Origin of the sequence: Flagellimonas olearia (genome assembly GCF_009184425.1) — a bacterium.
Lineage (GTDB): Bacteria > Bacteroidota > Bacteroidia > Flavobacteriales > Flavobacteriaceae > Flagellimonas > Flagellimonas olearia.
Genome location: NZ_WELG01000001.1, coordinates 1,540,372 through 1,558,105 on the forward strand (window position 1 = coordinate 1,540,372; position 17,734 = coordinate 1,558,105).

At 39.9% G+C, this 17,734-nt stretch carries 15 protein-coding genes; all 15 read right to left on the reverse strand.

Translation table 11 applies throughout. The annotated features are described in order from the left end of the window. Positions 1 to 7: 7 nt before the first annotated feature. A complete protein-coding gene (locus F8C76_RS06650) occupies positions 8 to 1,306 on the reverse strand; it encodes a PA3715 family protein (protein ID WP_152131000.1) in 1,299 nt (432 codons plus the stop codon). Between the two features lie 5 nt (positions 1,307 to 1,311). After that, positions 1,312 to 1,680, reverse strand: coding sequence for a hypothetical protein (locus F8C76_RS06655; RefSeq protein WP_152131001.1), 369 nt, complete (start codon positions 1,678 to 1,680; stop codon positions 1,312 to 1,314). Next, complete coding sequence (locus F8C76_RS06660; protein ID WP_152131002.1) at positions 1,677 to 2,291, reverse strand: hypothetical protein; 615 nt, start codon at positions 2,289 to 2,291, stop codon at positions 1,677 to 1,679. Before F8C76_RS06660 ends, F8C76_RS06655 begins: the two co-directional genes overlap by 4 nt. A gap of 36 nt (positions 2,292 to 2,327) precedes the next feature. Further along, the gene (locus F8C76_RS06665) at positions 2,328 to 3,104 is read right to left on the reverse strand and encodes a hypothetical protein (protein WP_152131003.1); all 777 of its coding nucleotides are present in this window, start codon (positions 3,102 to 3,104) and stop codon (positions 2,328 to 2,330) included. Position 3,105: 1 nt separating this feature from the next. Further along, positions 3,106 to 4,065: a hypothetical protein gene (locus F8C76_RS06670; protein ID WP_152131004.1), complete on the reverse strand. Its 960-nt coding sequence runs from the start codon at positions 4,063 to 4,065 to the stop codon at positions 3,106 to 3,108. Positions 4,066 to 4,120: 55 nt separating this feature from the next. Next, entirely contained in the window at positions 4,121 to 5,194 is a 1,074-nt protein-coding gene (locus F8C76_RS06675; protein ID WP_152131005.1) for a trypsin-like peptidase domain-containing protein, read from the reverse strand. A 3-nt stretch (positions 5,195 to 5,197) separates the two neighbouring features. Next, positions 5,198 to 6,403 (reverse strand): type III secretion system chaperone family protein, encoded by a 1,206-nt coding sequence (locus F8C76_RS06680; protein WP_152131006.1) that lies wholly within the window; start codon positions 6,401 to 6,403, stop codon positions 5,198 to 5,200. Positions 6,404 to 6,439: 36 nt separating this feature from the next. Then, entirely contained in the window at positions 6,440 to 6,823 is a 384-nt protein-coding gene (locus F8C76_RS06685; protein ID WP_129652845.1) for a hypothetical protein, read from the reverse strand. A 67-nt stretch (positions 6,824 to 6,890) separates the two neighbouring features. Continuing rightward, complete coding sequence (locus F8C76_RS06690) at positions 6,891 to 8,591, reverse strand: hypothetical protein (protein WP_170283991.1); 1,701 nt, start codon at positions 8,589 to 8,591, stop codon at positions 6,891 to 6,893. A gap of 37 nt (positions 8,592 to 8,628) precedes the next feature. Beyond that, positions 8,629 to 9,189 (reverse strand): hypothetical protein, encoded by a 561-nt coding sequence (locus F8C76_RS06695; protein ID WP_152131008.1) that lies wholly within the window; start codon positions 9,187 to 9,189, stop codon positions 8,629 to 8,631. Between the two features lie 17 nt (positions 9,190 to 9,206). After that, entirely contained in the window at positions 9,207 to 9,419 is a 213-nt protein-coding gene (locus F8C76_RS06700) for a hypothetical protein (RefSeq protein WP_129652848.1), read from the reverse strand. A 237-nt stretch (positions 9,420 to 9,656) separates the two neighbouring features. Beyond that, positions 9,657 to 10,394: a LytR/AlgR family response regulator transcription factor gene (locus F8C76_RS06705; protein WP_152131009.1), complete on the reverse strand. Its 738-nt coding sequence runs from the start codon at positions 10,392 to 10,394 to the stop codon at positions 9,657 to 9,659. Then, a complete protein-coding gene (locus tag F8C76_RS06710; RefSeq protein WP_170283992.1) occupies positions 10,391 to 12,520 on the reverse strand; it encodes a tetratricopeptide repeat-containing sensor histidine kinase in 2,130 nt (709 codons plus the stop codon). The genes F8C76_RS06705 and F8C76_RS06710 overlap by 4 nt, the downstream gene beginning before the upstream one ends. Positions 12,521 to 13,296: 776 nt before the next feature. Further along, positions 13,297 to 14,007, reverse strand: a complete 711-nt coding sequence (locus F8C76_RS06715) for a fibronectin type III domain-containing protein (protein WP_152131011.1) — start codon at positions 14,005 to 14,007, stop codon at positions 13,297 to 13,299. Continuing rightward, positions 14,004 to 17,717, reverse strand: a complete 3,714-nt coding sequence (locus F8C76_RS06720) for a YCF48-related protein (protein WP_152131012.1) — start codon at positions 17,715 to 17,717, stop codon at positions 14,004 to 14,006. Before F8C76_RS06720 ends, F8C76_RS06715 begins: the two co-directional genes overlap by 4 nt. Between the last annotated feature and the right edge of the window lie 17 nt (positions 17,718 to 17,734).

A 17,734-nucleotide genomic window follows, 5' to 3' on the forward strand; every position in this document is an offset into this window, starting at 1 on the left:
CCATGTTTTATTCGTTTTTGTATTCCTCACCATTGAATTTCAACCCTGAGGTTTTGGTTGAGGTCGTTTCTTTTGAGATACACTCCCCGCTTTTATCTTCTTCGTTTATGGTCTCGGTAATCTTGCTTTTTACCAAAAAATCAAACCAACCGTTGGTCTGCTCGGCTGATGGGATGAGCAACTTCTCAGTGCGAAGAAATTGCCCCAAACAATCGGTATCCCATTCGCCACCGTACTCCATGACACTATAATTGCTCAGAATTTTTTGCAGGGATTGGCCCGATTCCACAAAAAGCGATAGGGTCTCATTCTCATACGGATTGGCATGGGACATCCCATAATAGTATACCCGTATGCCAAAGGCCCTCTTAGCTTCAGTGACATGATAGGGGGCTGTATCGATTTTTATCTCTTTAAGCACTATGGCATCAGAGACCCATTGATTGGTTTTGGCACTTTCAAAGAATCTATGTGTTATTTCCCCTGTATGGGCATTGGCAATCACAATATGACGGTTGAGTTCAAAATAGTGCTCTCCCTCATCAACGATTTCGGGAATGACCATAATCTCACCACCGGGGTATTGAGGCATGGCCTTAGCGGTGACCAAACTCATATCAACGGCCAATGGGTGAATTCGGAGTTCATCTAAAATGGACAAAACCAAAGTGTACTCCGCAAGGGTTTCACTTAATGTTCTAGAATCCATCGCTTCTATTATTCCATCTCCATGGATGCTGTATTCCTTTTGCTCAATCTCCTTTTTTTCGGACCAAAAAATATGGTTCACCGTAAGCTTGTCCGCGCTTATCCTGGATTCCACTCTGGACATGCCTTCGGCTATTTCGTCATAAGCCACCAATTGATGGTCAATGATGTTGCCTTCAAAGTCATAGTTGATCAATGTGGATTCCATTTCGTGATCACCCTTTCTGTAGGTCACAACCACGGTATGAAAGCTTGGGGACAATTCCAGTCGGTATAAGTCCATTGCCCGATAATTGGAGCCTTCATCATGGAAATCGGGATATATTCCTTCTATGCCAAGCGCCTTGTCATTAATCTCGCTTATATCGTCTTCATCAATAAAACGGTCAAAATTCGTTGTATCGATTTGAGGTATTTGTTTGGTCTTTATTAAGGCCATTGCCTCTTTAAAACCAAGGGTTGTTTCCCCATGGTCGACTACCGGTTCCAAATGGACTGTTTTTTCTTCCGGTTCGGCAACCTCTGGTCCCTTATTCTCTTTTGGCTTTTGATTACAGGAGACCAATAAGGTCACTGATAGCGCATATACTAATTTCATAGCTTTTAAATTAGATTTATGGTTTTTTCCAACAGATAGTGCAACGTGGCCACCGAGATCAGTATGACCAATAGGGCGATTATCCGTATCCCAAGTTTGTTCTTGCTCAAAGTCCATTTCCTGTTGATGAGGAAGACATCAAAAATTATAAATAGGACAGCTACAATACCCCCAATGATCAACCCAATACGAACCAACCCAAAGAGGTATATTTTACCAAGGAAAAAATTCCAAGTGTTTGTGGGTTCTGGTGGCGGGCCCAGCACAACATACATATAGCCAATCCCAAGGAGAAGTGCAGCCATGGTCCATAGCGCGTACTCCCAAATAGTTTTGGCCCACTTTTTCCGTGAAATGGTTGCTTCCCTGTTCATTTTTTGGACCGGGAATTGGATTTGACAGGGACCATCTCCCACAAAATCTCTGTTTTGGACACCTCCCCTTTGTCAAAATAAATTAGTTCACCGCAATACTGTCCAGAACCATTTTCACAGGGATTCCAATGGAACTCTGCCAACCGATAATTGCTATACATGGACAATTCTTCCACGACAAAACCACTGGGATCTTCCTCATTTTCCAAAAAATAGGCCGTACCTGCATCTGCAAATAGGTTGATACCCCAGCTCTTGCTGTATTGATAAAAACGCAAGGAATAATTGGAAGCAGCTTTTAAAGTGGAGACACTCTCATTGCTTTTATTCACCTGTTCAATGACATATTCCTTAATGGCAGCATTCAGCTCCTTTTTGTCCTTGATCGGGTATTTAACTAGATACAAATCAGGATATACCTTGGATGGTATGAAATGCATCTTTTTAAAAAAAACATTGTTAACACCCATAATCAAGAGTACTATACCACACAGTGAAAGGCTTACCATGGCATGCCCTTTACTTTTGAACATAAACCGGAGCAATTTGTAGCCCAGAAAAACCAATGCGACCAACAAAAGAACCAACATGATGGTGATCAGTATCTCCATTTCAAAGTTTTTGGTTGCGTAGTGTTGACATCAGCGCTATTGGTCATCGTAATGCCTTTTGATTTCACTTAGGATTGCGTAAACGATCTTGTCATTTTTTTCTATTTCCCTTCTTTTCCAAAAGGTGTACTTCCAATATTGCCCATGGGAGTTTTGGGTGTCCGCTTTAAAATAAATATCCTCAAAGAAGGCCTCTTTGTTATTCTGATCTGCAATTTCTTCGTAGGCGGATAGACATTCATCAACTCTTTTTTCAAAGACTTTTTGGTACAGACTCTTGGGAATATTTTTTAAGAGATGGGTCTTATACCGATCAAATGCCCTTTGTAAATTGCTTGGGTTTCGATATCGGTTTAAAAAAACAAGGTTGAGCCTGTTGGCCAACGAACTTCGTTCAGAAAAGAGATTGTCCAAAAAAGTATGGTCCAAAGCAAGGTTATCATAGTCAATACTGGCACCGATCACGGCATTTATAAAACCCTGTTCCCCAAAATCATCTACCACTACATCCAATATCGTATTCAAGCACAGGGCATCAAGTTCACCAGAGGCCTGAAATTTTTGCATGCACGGGTTGATGACGGCATACTCGGGTTTGCTTAAATCAATGGATTGATAAATGATGGTATTGCCGTAAATTAATTCTTCCCCGGCAGATTCCTTTGCAATCATCTCATTTTCCAAAAGAACCTCATTTAAATGCTCGTCTTCTTGTACCTGCTCCATCAACTTGAGTGATTCACGTGAAAAATAATAGGCTGCTCCTACCAAGCCAAGACCCATAATAACCAAGATGATGACTGCTTTCTTCATTTCAATCTTTATAATGATCTTGGATTTCCTTTAAAATGGCATAGACCTCAGAGGCATTGTTTTCCCCAAATCGCCGGTCCCAAAAACTAAAGGGCCATGAATACTCGAAAGAGCTGGTATACTCCAATGATGGAAAATCCAAGAAAACCTCATCCGAAACATCGTACATTCTATAAAACTCTTCATAGTTCAACGTTGAGGTAATGGTGTCGTGTATTTCTATCAAGTCATCCACCATCCGTTTGCAGAGTTCATCATATTTGCTTTTGGAAAAAAACGTAAAGACGTATGCCTTATTCTGTTTCCAGAGATCGGTAATATTTTCCGCAGACCGATCTACCGTCTTTGCTTTTTGGGAGATGTAGAGCAATTGGCAAGCACGTTCAAAAAAAGAATAGTTTCCTGCATCCCCCAAATCACCATAATCCTCATCCAAATCAGGGTGTTCGTAAACGGCGGGCACAACATAGAGTGCGCTATAGTTTGATCTTTGGTATGTTTTGGTATTCACATCATAGTCAAATGCGATGGTAAAAATGGTATTCCAGTAGTTTTCACTGTACTCTTCATTTTCCATATGGCGCATTATCTCATCCCTTATGGTATTCTGATACGAAAATTGATCCCTGCCATTCAGCCCTATTTCCAATAAGAAAACTTCGTAGCCGCTCAAAGCATTACGATAATCTTGGAAATACTTAAACCCGGCGTATTTGTTTTCAGGACTACTATTATTTTCAACAATCTCTACAATGCTTTTCTCATGTAGGTTGTACCTTTCCACTCTTTTTTGATAGGCAGCATATTCCATGTACGCATAAACCGATGCGGCCGTAACAAAAAGTCCGGTCGCAAATAACACTATCATGGTAACGGCTTTCTTTTTGGACGTGGCCAAAACCACCCCTATAAAGGCACAGAATAGTACCGATGCCATTACTATTTGCAGGGCGAGCGTCATTTCCGTATAGTTTTCAATTATATCGATCTATTATTAAACTTATACGCTATCTTATCTATTTACTGAACTGGGTCATCTTGGCCCCAAAATCATTCACGAACTTATTGTCCAACTCATCTGCCCTAATAGCCAGCTGCGTAATGTTTTCTAACACACTATCCGCAGTTTTAGAGTACAGATCGCTTATGTGCACACGGTATGAAAGGAAAATCTGGTTATCGGAAATGGACAGTCGGTGTTCGCCCGTATCCGCGGTCAAGATATACTCGTATACTTCGGCCAAGTTTGTACGGGGCAGGTCGTTCAAAGGAGAGGTGGCGAACAGGTAATTGTTATCATAGACAAACATTCTTATTTCTGCACTTCCCTGATGAAAAAACCAGCGTTCCCTTCCCGATCGTGCCAAAACGGGGTTCAGTCCCAGACCATGAATGGCTTCTTCGACCGTTAGGCTAAAATCGGACAATGGGCTTTCTTCAAACAACCCCTCGTCCATATCGTTCCCACAATTGGGACAATACTGCGTCTTTTCAACCATAAGGCCATTACAACTGGGACACCCAATGGTAAGTCCATCGAACAGTTCGCCAACGATCATAAGCTCTTCATGGAGTGTTTCCATGGGTATGGCAAAACCCATATTGTCCGCATCGGAAAACTTGGAGGTCACGATTCCCATAAGTTCCCCTTTTTCATTGACCACTGGGCCACCACTATTTCCTGGATTGATGGCAGCATCGGTCTGTATAAAATCACTTCCCCCTATCATCTGCCGCGGGTTGGAAACAATACCTTCGGTTACCGTGAAGGGCATACCAAAAGGATACCCCAATACCAATACCTTGTCTCGTGTGGAGGCCTCTGTTTGATGCCTTGTCACAACCGATTGGGAAGGTTTTGGCAGTGTTTCCGCCTTTAAAAAGGCAATATCCTTTCCGGGATTTACATACACCACCTGTGCCAAATATCTATTCCTATCCCCATCCTCCACGCTTACCGAAAGACTACCGGACACCACATGGAAATTGGTCACGATCACGTCATCTTGCAAACTATAAAAACCGGTTCCGGAACCATTGGCGGTGTTGATCCTATAAACTGAATTTTCAATATATTGAATTGCGTCCATTGCTTACTTGGTATTTAAATTGGCCATCATTTGCTGTATTGCCGCCATGGATTGTTGCATTTGCGCACCCATGATCTTTGATAGGTCCATTCCAAATTCATCACCAAAAATGGAGTCCTCCATAATGGATTCCATTCCTTTCAATAAAATGGGAGCTGCTTGGTTGTATTCCAGCCCGCTGGCCTCACTCAAGGCATCGGTTATGGGTTTGCTGATGTCAGAATTCAACAAGTTGTAGTAGAACAGACTATAAAAACAGGATTGCATTAGGTTACAGGCATCCTCAAATCGGGAATTGGCCATCATCTCTTGTACCTCCCCATAGCTATCCTCCCAGTTTTCTCTGATACTCTCTTTTTTACTGCTGTATTTATAGGGAACAAAGGTTTCTATTTGGTATAGATCTTCCGAGAATTTATCCTTTGGATAGTTTTTCAACTTTTCCAAACTCGACTTGCCGTGGAGCAATCGGTCCTGGAAAGGAATCCTTCGGTCGTAAAGGCCATCCACTGCCTTTTCCACCAAGGTACGCAGATAACCTTGGGGTTCTATGTGGAACTCTATTTTTTTAAGTGTGGTGTTCAGGGTGTACCACGCGTTGTTTCCATGACGTTTTTCCATGTAACGGTCCAGACGTTGTATGCCTTCTTCAAGGATTTCCTGACAATTGGCATAAGCTTCCTGTTTTACTTCCTCTGAAAAAGGCATTGTCTTTGGTGCTTGCAGATGGGCAGCATCAAATTTTTCGATGAACTCATCATCAAAGCTATCTGCATGATAACAGATTTCCCGAAAGACCCCGTAGATTTTGTACGGTTCACATAGGTCGATGGGGCATGAGAACGTAAAATAGACCAGATTATCCTCCAAAGCCACATTGGCCAAGTTGAGCGGATACATGCGTAACTCCGACAACCGTCGCATTAAGGGCACTTTCTTGGCATTTGAAATATTTAAAAAAGGACATCGCACCTGCAGTCCATCCGATGTTTGGGTAATGGAGAGCACCACGGAACCATGCGGTATCTCATACGTATTTCCCGTTTTCTTGTTTTCAAAATGGTTGCCGACATATTCCATTAAGGTGGGTACCACCTTATCGTATTGTTTGTTATTGAAAAATGCCACCGCTTCATCCCATTTTTCATCTTGTCTTGTGGATGATTTCTTGGTATTTATGGGTGGAAAATACGCGCTGCTTTTATCCATTTTTGTTTTGTAATTAATTGGATTACATCCTTAGCTTTAAGCTGCTAAATTTTTAATTTCACCCTCTAATTCTTCAAATGCTTGTTGTTGGGGTTTTACTAAGATGGCCTGCTTTATTACTCCGGCAATCACTTCTAAGATGTTTCTACGCGCCTTTACACTTTTTCCGAAATAGGCATTCATTAATTTATTGGGAATGATATGATTTATTTTTACCGTGTTTTCATTCACAAAAAATAGTTTTACGGCGTGCATGCCACTTTTTTTAAGCACAATACATTGCGCCATTTGCCCGCTGGTGTCCGTACGATGTTCCCAAGTGTCATATTCTTTTGAGCATTCGTAACTAGAACTTTTTAAAAGTTCATAAAGGGCATCCAAATTGGTATAGTTGGGCTTAAGCCGAATTAGATTTTCCATAGTTTTCAATGTTTTTGGCTATAATTTAAAAGCCACAGATGGTTATGACCATCTGTGGTACTAATTTTTAAAAATCCGTAAAAGCTCTTATAGCCCTAACACTCAAAAAATCATTATCCTTTGGAATATTAAAGCCTTGATTAATATTCCACCAAATCGCATCATTAATATCAACTTCAGTTGAACTCCAATAGGAATTTGATATAACGTCTCCTCCATTTGATGTTATAGCGTTACCAACTATTGATACGTTTGAGTAAAGCTCATTCAATTCGTCTGCACTTGGCAAAAACCAGTCATCAAATCCGTTTTCATTTAAATTAGAAGCTATTTCTGCAGCACTTCCAGAAGCACATGAAGAGGCCATTATTATATCTGTATTTGTCTGTCCGGTACCTATAGCTGTTCCTGTTGCTCCAGTGGCAATTCCTAAACAACCCCATGGAACATTTGTTGCTTGTACATTTAGAGAGACAACCAATCCACTACTATTATTACTAGCAGGGTCTATCCAAAAAATGACACCCCCATATTTAAATTCCCCAATCTCGTTTAAGTCATTAAGCGCCACGAACGCATTGGCGGAAACAGTTTGGGTACCGTTGCTTACTGAAATGGTGGCCAACATATTGGGGTTGGTCTCAAAATCGAAAAGCGTTTCGTCCGCCACTGATAATTCACCTGTATTTTGATTTATGTTAAAAGCTCCTGCAGGGTTTTGGAACGTAATGGTGTACGTTAAATTAGAACCACTTGACTGTAGAACTCCAATAACATCCCCGTTAGATGGGTTTTCATCAATAGTCAAGTTGGTATTTGTTGCAGATACTTCATCCACATCATTTAAATTAATTGTGGCTGTAGCACTAATGGATTCCGTACCATCGGTAACAGAAATATCAGCTGTGATTACGGGGTTGGTTTCAAAGTCGAACAGATTGGGGTCAAGGACCGTCAACTCTCCCGTACCTGTATTTATGGCCATGGCACCCATTGGGCTTTGTGCAGTAATGGAATAACTGAGAGTGCCATTGCCATTGGCTTGAATGTTTCCTAAAACCTGGCCATCGTTTGGATTTTCATCGACAGTAACTGTAAAATCCTGAATGGTAATTTCAAGGACATCGTTTAGGTTTACCGTAACCGATACTGGGTTTTGGGCATCCTCCATGGAAACCGTTGCAGTCAAGGTTGGATTTGATTCGTAATCGAACAACGTGGCGTCTGCCACAGTGAGTTCTCCCGTACCGGAATTGATACTCATGGCGCCTGTTGGCGACTGCGATGTTATGGTAAAACCAGAGGCACTTCCATTGGTCTGTAAAGTACCTATGGATTGTCCATCGACAGGATTTTCATCCATGGTTACTTCGAGACTTTGCGCCGAAACCTCGCTTACATTGTTCAGATTGACCGTAACAGTTACCGTATTTTCCGCATTTTCCGCAGTGACCGAAGCTGTCAAAGTAGAGTTTGCCTCGAAATCGAACAAAGAGGCATCGTCAACGGTCACCTCACCGGAAGTGGGATCAATACTCAACGCACCCGAGGGCGTTTGGGAGGTAATACTGAAACCTTGGCCTGCACTCCCATCGGTTCCTATGGTTCCAATCACTTGTCCATCTGTGGGATTCTCGTCAATGGTGACTTCCAAGTCTTGTAGGCCGACCTCAATATTTGAACCTGCATCATCGTCATTACTACAACCAATGGTTATAAGTAGGACAGATAAAATAAATAAATAGGATTGTTTAATTTTTTTGTTCATGATTTTGGGTTTGATGTTTATGATATTCATTTCTTTACTAATTCAAGTGGGTAAGCACTCCATTTAACCCATAGCTAAATGTAAAAGTGGTTCCCCCGTTTTCAGGCTTGAGCATTACCACATATTCCATTTTCTCCCTATTGCCGTTTTTGGGCATCTTTATGAAGGCCATGTGCAATGAAGGGTTTTCAATGTCTTTTTCTGTAGTTAGCTGTTCCTTGGATTTTTCCACGAGTTCCCCCAATTGACCTAGATTGACCATATCACCCAATTGAAACATAAAATCGGCCGCCTTGGTACCCTCTGGTATTTCCAAGGTTATTTCAGAAGTTTGGTTCCAGTTGCCCAATGAGTAGGTCCACTGCCCCATTTTTAAAGATTCGGGGGCATCGGTAACCGTAACACCCACAATATTGCCTATGGTTTCATTGTAGGTGATCGTTAGATCCGTATAATGGGCCCCGTCCCCAAACCTGCTTTTCAGGATATTTTCAATAGTCCCAAAACCTTGGGCATTGGCCTCTTGCTTATTGGTTCCCCCACAGGCAACCAGTAGGACCACAATAAAACAAATAAGGCTGTTTTTCAGTTTTTCCATGATGTACGTTTGAGGTTTCAATCCTCGTTGTCCCTCCCGAACAGAAAAAACAAAACACCTCCCACGAGTATCAGTAGAATCCTAATGACCCATCCCGCGGTACTGCCCCAGATGTCTATCCAGGACAAAAGCCTAATGTTATAGTTGAAAATTGACAACACCATGGATATAATTCCCATTGCTGCCAGCACAAGTCCTCCTTGGCCTAATTTTACTTTGATATTTTCCATACTAATTGTGGTTTGTTCCATTTCCAGCTTAGGACAGCCCTGGGAAAGAAGGTGTTTTCTGTAGGTAGTTCCAAGTAAGAAATGGTTTTCGCAGGTTAAAGCTGCGCCAAAATAATTTCTCGGGAAATGGGGAATGTATATTCGGGAACCCTCAATAAATATTTGTTGGGTCCAAATCGGAATTCGTTTTGCAACGAACCGTAAATGCTATGGAATCTAGGTTTGAAAAGTAAGAAACTAAGGATGGTTGTAATTAAGAAAAGAAGTCAAGAAACCCTCTTTTTTTCGAATGGAAACAGGTATTTTTTTTCCATTTTTCAAAAAGATAATACCCGATTTATCATACTTGTCAATGAATTTCAAGTTTACCATGAACGACTGATGAGGTCTTGTAAAGGACACCTTTTCAAGCTGTTGTTCATATTCCTTTAAGGGTTTTGAGGCCACATACTTTTTTCCATTGTCCAGGTGGAACGTGGTATAACCTTTATCAGATTCACAGTACAGTAGCTCTTGCAAATCTATTACCTGAAAACTATCACTCAGGGACAGCACTAAAGTAGAATCGTTTTTGTGCCAAACTTGTTTTACCGTCTTTATCTGTTTTTTTTGTTCGGTTACGGGCAGTCTTTTGACTTTTTCCAAGGCCAATTGCAGTTCTTCAACATCCACAGGTTTCAACAAATAGTCAACGGCCCCAATCTTTAACGCCCGCAAAGCGTATTCTTCATATGCGGTGATGAAGATCACTTTGAAATCCAAATGTTCGGTCTGGTCCAAAAAATCAAAACCGGAACCGTCACTAAGGTTGATGTCCAAAAAGATTAGGTTCGGCTTACAAGCATTGGTCACCACTACCGCTTCTTTGACAGAACCGCATTCCCCTATGACCTCCACATCGGTTTCAATGGATTTCAACAAATTGAGCAGTCCTTTTCTAATATATTCTTTGTCTTCTACCAACAGTGCTTTCATGCGGCCTCAAGTTTTTTATAGGGTATCACCAATGTCACGACCGTACCCCTTTCGTGGTACCTTGCCCGGTCTTCAATGGTAACCGATCCATTCATTTTAAAATCTTTCGACAATATTTTTAGACGCTCCGAGGTTATGGCCGTTGCCAATGATTTCTTTCCGTTCCCTTTGTTTTCTTTATGGGAATCAATGCCAATCCCGTTGTCGGTTATCGTACAGATCAACGCTCCGTTTACATATTTGATAAGGGTTGCCAATTCCCTATCACCCTCAAGATCGGTAAACGCATGTTCAATGGCATTTTCAATGAAAGGCTGAATGAGCATGGGGGGGATTTCAAACAAAGAAGTGTCTAGGGCTTCATCAATTTCAATGGTATAATTGTATGCATCACTTTCCAGGTTATGAAGCTCAAGATAGTTTTCCAAAGCCCTGATCTCTTGCGAAAGTAGTACCATTTTATCCCGTGAATTTTCCAATGTTATCCGCAAAAGCCTAGAAAATCTTGACAAATAGCGAACTGACTTTTTCTCTTCCTTATTGAGTATCATGCCTTGTAGGACGGACAACGAGTTGAAGATAAAATGTGGTGTCATTTGTGATCGCAACAATTTTTGCTCCGTGACAATATTCTGGTTTTTGATCTTGATGGTATGGAATTTCTGATAGAAGACCATGGACCCCAACAAAATCGACACCAATAAAATACCAATAACCGCCCAAAGGTAATTTTGACGAGATCTGACCAGGTCTTGTGATGTTGTCATCACCGTTTTGGTCAGCTCCAGTTCCCGGATACTGGCAGAATCCAAGGCCTGCTTGTACTTGTATTCATATTCCAACTGGGCAACCTTTTCCACATTCTCTTTATTAAAAAGGCTATCGTTCAATGATTTGAATCGCTGGTGGCTTTCAAGAGCATCCTTGTAATTTCCTGTATTTTTGTAAATTTCGAAAAGCAGTTCCTGCGCCATACTTTGGTATAATAAAAGACCATGGTCTTCGGCCAACTTCTTGCTTTTTAAGGCATTGGTAAGTGCTTTATTATAGTCATGTTGATTTGCATTTACCTTCGCTAACCCCCAGTAAGAAATACATAAACCTTTTTGGTTTTGGATCTCCAAGCTTATCTTTCTTGATTGTTCATAATATTCATAAGCTTTCGTATAATTTTTTGTCTCCAAATAAATATACCCAATATTGTTCAAGACAAAAGATTCACCTCGTTTATCATTGACCTCTTTGTAAAGTTTTTGGCTTTTTTCCAAATATTCATAGGCCAGTTCAAGATTGTTCTTTTCTTTATAGGCCAAGCCGATATTACTAAGGGTTTTTGAGTTTATTCCTTTATTGGCGCTTCCCGAAAGTGTCAGGATTTCTTCGAACAGTTCTATGGCCTTGTCATATTTTTTCAGTGCCACATAAATATTGCCCATATTGCCCAATGTTAGCAGTACACGGCTTGTATTTGAATTTTTTTTTGCTATTACAAGAGTTTGGTTACAATAATCAAGGGCTACAGGATAGTTTCCTTGGTTGGAATACGTAACGGAAATACCATTTAAACAGGATGAAATTCCTGATGGATTCCCAATTTCTTCATTTAATTTTAATGCCCTGAATAGGTATGACCTTGCCTCATTGTAATTGTCCATTTCTATGTAAGACCACCCCATCTCATATTGGACCTGGGCTATTTCTAGCTTGTTATTGATCGTTTCAAAAATTTCAAGCGATTTTTTGAAATAGGCCACTGCTTCATTTTGATTACCATTATAGTACATGTAAATACCCATGTTCTTGTAGCATGCAGCAATACCTTGGTTCCAAGCAATACGCTCATATAATTCAAGGGCCTTGGCATAATTTGAAAAGCCTCGTTCATAATTTGATTCATAGGCCTCTAGCAAACCCCTTACGTAAAAATTCTTGGCTTTTCCTTTGATGTAGTCAAGAGAATCTGCAAGCCGCTCTGATTCTGCCAAATATCCTTCCGCTATGGCGCGATCTTTTTCCAAATACCCATCAACCAAATGATGTAGGAGGTCCACCCTAACAATATCTCTTGTTTTATGATTTTCCAGTTCAACTTTAAGGCTATCTATTTTGGGGCTTTGGGCTTGCATGTTTCCAATAGATAAGAACAAAAAGAACCAGCCAAAGAGTTTCAGGTAAAGTAACCTCCGTGTTGTTACACCTGCTTCGTTCATGGATGAGGATAGACAAACCATAGCAATCAACACATTACCCTGAAAACTGGTTTGTACATTCATATGTTATGCCACTATTGGACCGAAAGGACAAAATACGGCATTTAAATTTCGTTCGAAAGGTTATAAGGGTAGTTTTCTTTACAATGCACTACTGTAAATGTACATCTGTGAGATTGGGATAAATATCTGCAGACCCTGAACACATATTCGACAATCATTGCCATTCCCATTTGGTCTTCCTTTCGAATAATTGGTCACTACATGGTTTCAACTCCGTAATGGTCGTATAACAGGAATACCAAGAAGTTTACAGGAAAGGTGGCTCCAATAGTATCTAAGGATTCCATAAAAAAACACTGAAAATCATAAGATTAACAGTGTTTTGATTTTACCTGAAAAGGTTAAGTCGGGATGATTGGAAGAAAGCGTAACTTACAACACTCAAACAATCAATATTTTACACTTGTCTTAAAAACTGGTTAACCGAACTCTAAACTGTCTATAAAACAGTACATTCAGAGGCAAAACTTATGGATGTTTTACAAAGTAAATTTAATGATATTTCTTAAGAAACGGTTTAACATTAACCTAAGAGTAAGTTTTGCATGTTGAATCCCAACAAGTTTTAAATAATTTTATCAAATCTCAGTTTTATTTGTATTTCCTTGATGAATTAGATTTGACGTAGCCTATTCCGCTTTAAAATTCCAGACTGGGCCAATGGAAACACCTCCTTTTCCATCCTTGGAGACTATTTTCCAAAAGTATTGATTTCCTGTTTCGATTGATACGGAATATGTCATACTTTGATGTTCTTCTTCATAAAGAGGTGGATTCGCATCTGTACCAAAATATAAATCGAACATAAGTACATCCCCATCCTCATCACTGGTGAACCATTCCAAGGTGATGGAATTTCCTGTAACATTTGCATTTAAGACCGGTGCAATAAGTTCTGGTTGCGATGGCAGATTATTGGTTGTGGCCTCAGCTTCGGTATAAAATTTCCAGACATTGCTAAATTCGCTTCCATTGGAATTATTATCCAATGCCTTTACCCTCCAAAAAAGGGTGCTCCCCTTCTCCAAAAGAATATCAGCTGACAAATTGGAAGTAGAAATCTCACTTGCTTTACTGGAGAAATCTTCGTCATACGCCACTTCCACCATATATGTTATTGGATCACCGTCAACATCCTCTGAAGCGTGCCAACTAAACTCAAGTTCATTGTCTATGCACAGAAGATCATTGGTAGGGTATACCAACAATGGCACTGAAGGCGGGTTGTTTTCACTTATGGGATCATCATCAGGCGGGTCAGTTTCCTCGCTGCCTCCTTTGCTGCAACCCACAACAAACAATAATAGCATGATATACTGCCAGTTTAAACCTAATCTCATTTTTTTACTATTTTATGTGTCCTTTCTGTCCTACCTATTATTTTAACAAAATACATCCCTCTTGAATATTGGTCCATATCCATAGTGAATGAATTGTTTTGAACTTTTTCCGTGAAAGACTTCAAAAGACCTCCTTGAACATTGTACAATTCAATCGTAACATCTTCATTGCTTTCTGGAACCAAAAAAGTAGCATTGGAGAAAACAGGGTTGCGATATGAATCTTGCAAGATATCTTGTCCTATTTTGAACGAATATGTTCCCTCGCAATCATTTTTGGACGCTATGGATATTTCATCACCATCACCAACATTTATGGAAAAACTGCTTTCCTCAAACTCATCATATTCTTGTTGATTAACAAAAATCTTGTACGGTGCCGTACCTTTATTCATAGTAATATTCAAACGTTGCGTTAGACCCATTTCCTGAGAACTTATTTTTGCCTCCAAACCTTCAGATTCAAGAATTGTAAACTCATAGCAGTATTGTATACCATAACCACCCTCTGTTACACAGAAAGGATATGTGCCTGGTGCCAAATCCTCAATTAAAAGTGTACTCGCAAAAACATATGAATTGCCGTCCATGAGTAAAATATAATTTGAACTTTCCATGGCCTCAACAGCCAAGGTGCCATTGCTTTTATCGGGGCAGGTTTCATCTGAGACAGTAATCTTAAAATTATCCGATGCAAGTGCATCCAAAGTTATAAACGTCTCCGCTTCGGAATAGAAAACAGTGCCGTTGGAACCCGTTGCCCTAACTCTATAACTATATTCTGTTTCAGGCACAAGACCTAACAATTGGGCCACAAAGAGTGTGGTAAAACCAGTATTGGAAAATCCTGGGTCAGCATACGCAATCCTATCAAACTCCCCTCCAATTCCATATTCCACAACGATGGATCTTAGATAACCATCATTTGTATATACCTTACCCATAACCTCCGCAACATTCCTTTTTACATTTTGAACCCCATCATTTTCTACAATTGTTTTTGGGGATAGACTAAAAAATCCAGTGGGTCCGTATACCACTTTATCACCTTGTCGAGCCCTAATTCGGTATTGATAGGTTTCCATTTCATTCAACCCCGTTAATATGGTGGAAACAAAATAAGAGGTTCCAAAAGCAATACTGTTGGGTGAGACCTCACCTTGATTGGAAAAATCTTGAAATCCATATTCAAAAACAATCTCAGTCAGGTCCTCCTTATTCGCAGCTATATTAGCCCTTAAAGTCAATTCAAGATCAGAGACTATTGGGTTATAGTTGTCCACCCGAAATTCCGGTCTAGTGGTAAATAAAACAGTATCACTATAGACAGTTTCGTTGTCATAAACTGCTTTTGCTCTTATGGAATAGGTAGTTTCAGGCTGCAGGTTGATTAATGATCCTGAGACATTCACCCTATCATCGCTTATTGTTACTGTATTGGGAGTACCAGAAATTTCATTTTCATCATCTTCCGAATCTATGCCGTATTCAAATGAAATATTTGTAAGGGGCTTATTATTTGAAATTACATTAACAATCGGAGTAGCTGAATTTGCCCAAATTTCAAGAACTGGGCCCATACTAAAACTATAATTTTCGAGTGTTGTGACCGTTCCAATATTACTGTAATATTCCTCGCCATTATATGTGGCCACCGCTCTATAGGTATAGGTAGTATTTGGTTTCAACGTTTCCGCCGTAGCGGTTAGAAATCCTATGTTCTCATTTTTTTCAATAGTTCTATTAAAAGGCACGATTTGATCAAACGACCCTTCCTCTCCATATTCAAGCCTTAGATTTGTAAGTGTACCTGAGTTAGAGGCAAATATACTTTCTATACTTACCGATGTAGCTCTAACATCAGTAGCTTCACTTACTCTCACAACCACATCCTCAGCAGTAACTTGACTCCTAAGAATGTTCCCGTTTATTCCCACTATAAAAATTTCATCCTGTTCAGTAATTGTGATGTCCCGTAAGCCATAAAGGGCATAAACTAAGTTCCAAGTATAACCCCCATCTTCCGTTTTATAGATGTAACCTGAGTCTTCAACAACATAACCAACATTCTTGGAATAAAATTGAATTTTCTCATAATAACCATAAGGTAGCTCCAATTTTGTCCAAGTACTACCCCCATTTTCTGTTTTATAAAGAAGTCCTTCATCTCCAACCAAATAACCAGTCTCCAAATCCAAGAAATGAAAATCTTTAATATTCTCTTCAATGGTAAAAACCTGTGACCAATTTTCCCCACCGTCAATGGTTTTAAAAATTACGTTGTAATAATTGCCCACTCTGCTGCCAAATCCCACATCTTCATTTAAAAATTGTATCCGGCCTAGGGATTCGGAAAGCACAACCCTCCAGATTTCTCCACCATCCGTAGTTTTATAGGTTCTTCTTTGATTGAAACCGCCACTGATGAAACCAAGGTTTTCATTTACAAACTCTAGGCAATTGGCTCCCGAAGATTCAAAACTGAGTCCAAAATTTTCCGGTTTGACCCAAGTTTTTCCACCATCGGCAGTTTTATATATTTGACCTGCTCTGGATGATGTACCTGTACTACCACCTGCTATACAAAATCCAATATTTTCATCAATAAAGTCAAACTCTTCTGTATAAGAGCCCTCATTCGGTGTGCCTAAGTAGTCCCAATCCTGACCATTATTTAAGGAACCAAAAAAATCAGAACCGACCTTAATTATTCCATTACCATTGGGCAAAAAATCAATTTGGTCTACCCTTCCATCTATGGGCGAGTAAAGATCCCAGATTTCACCTGAGTCCGTTGTCTTTGCTATTCTTCCCCTGTCGCCAACTGAGAATCCTTCATTTTCGTTAATAAAATAAACTCCATACATATCGGTTGAAGCAACATATGCGCTTTCAAAAGCTATACGTGTCCAAGTATCCCCACCATCGATAGTCTTATAAACGCCATACTCACCAGCACCGAAACCTATCTGATCACTGATAAATTGAAAAGAATAGATTGCTTGATATATACTCGTAGCTATCTCCTGCCAACTTTCACCACCATCAACAGTTTTATAATATTCACTATGCTCCCTTGTGGCAAAGCCCTCATTTTCATTTTTAAAGTAAACCGTAAAAAAGGAATTTGGTATAAAATTGGTGAAATCTGCTGTCACGTACCAATTGTCCCCTCCATCCACAGTCTTTAAAATCTGGCCATCGTCAGACACTGCATGGCCTACTAAATTGTTGGTGAAAAAGGTTTTGTTGACACGGGAATTGGGAATATTTTTTTGTACCCAATTATTTCCCCCATCCACTGAAACATAAATTGAATTATTTCCCGAGACGATTATAGTTTCAGAATCAATAATATTTACTGTGTTCAAAGACTCCGTAAACCCCACATTGATCAATGTCCAATTTGACCCAGAGTCTCCAGTTTTCCAAATATTACCTCCATACCCCGCAATAACACCAAGGTCTTCCCTGAATTCAATATCGCTACCTCCCGATAATGATATTTTTAATTCCCAAAAATTACCTGAATCAACCGTTTCATAAAGTCCATTACTGGTGATATAAAAACCATGTGTTTCTGATACAAAGTGAATATCCAAGCCCCTATCCAAAGTAGGTTTGGGATTTAAAACTTCCCAATTCTCCTGTCCCAGGGCACAATATGCCGCAAGAATTGACACTAAAATTGAAAGTAGATGTTTGTTCATATTTTTAACTTATAAAA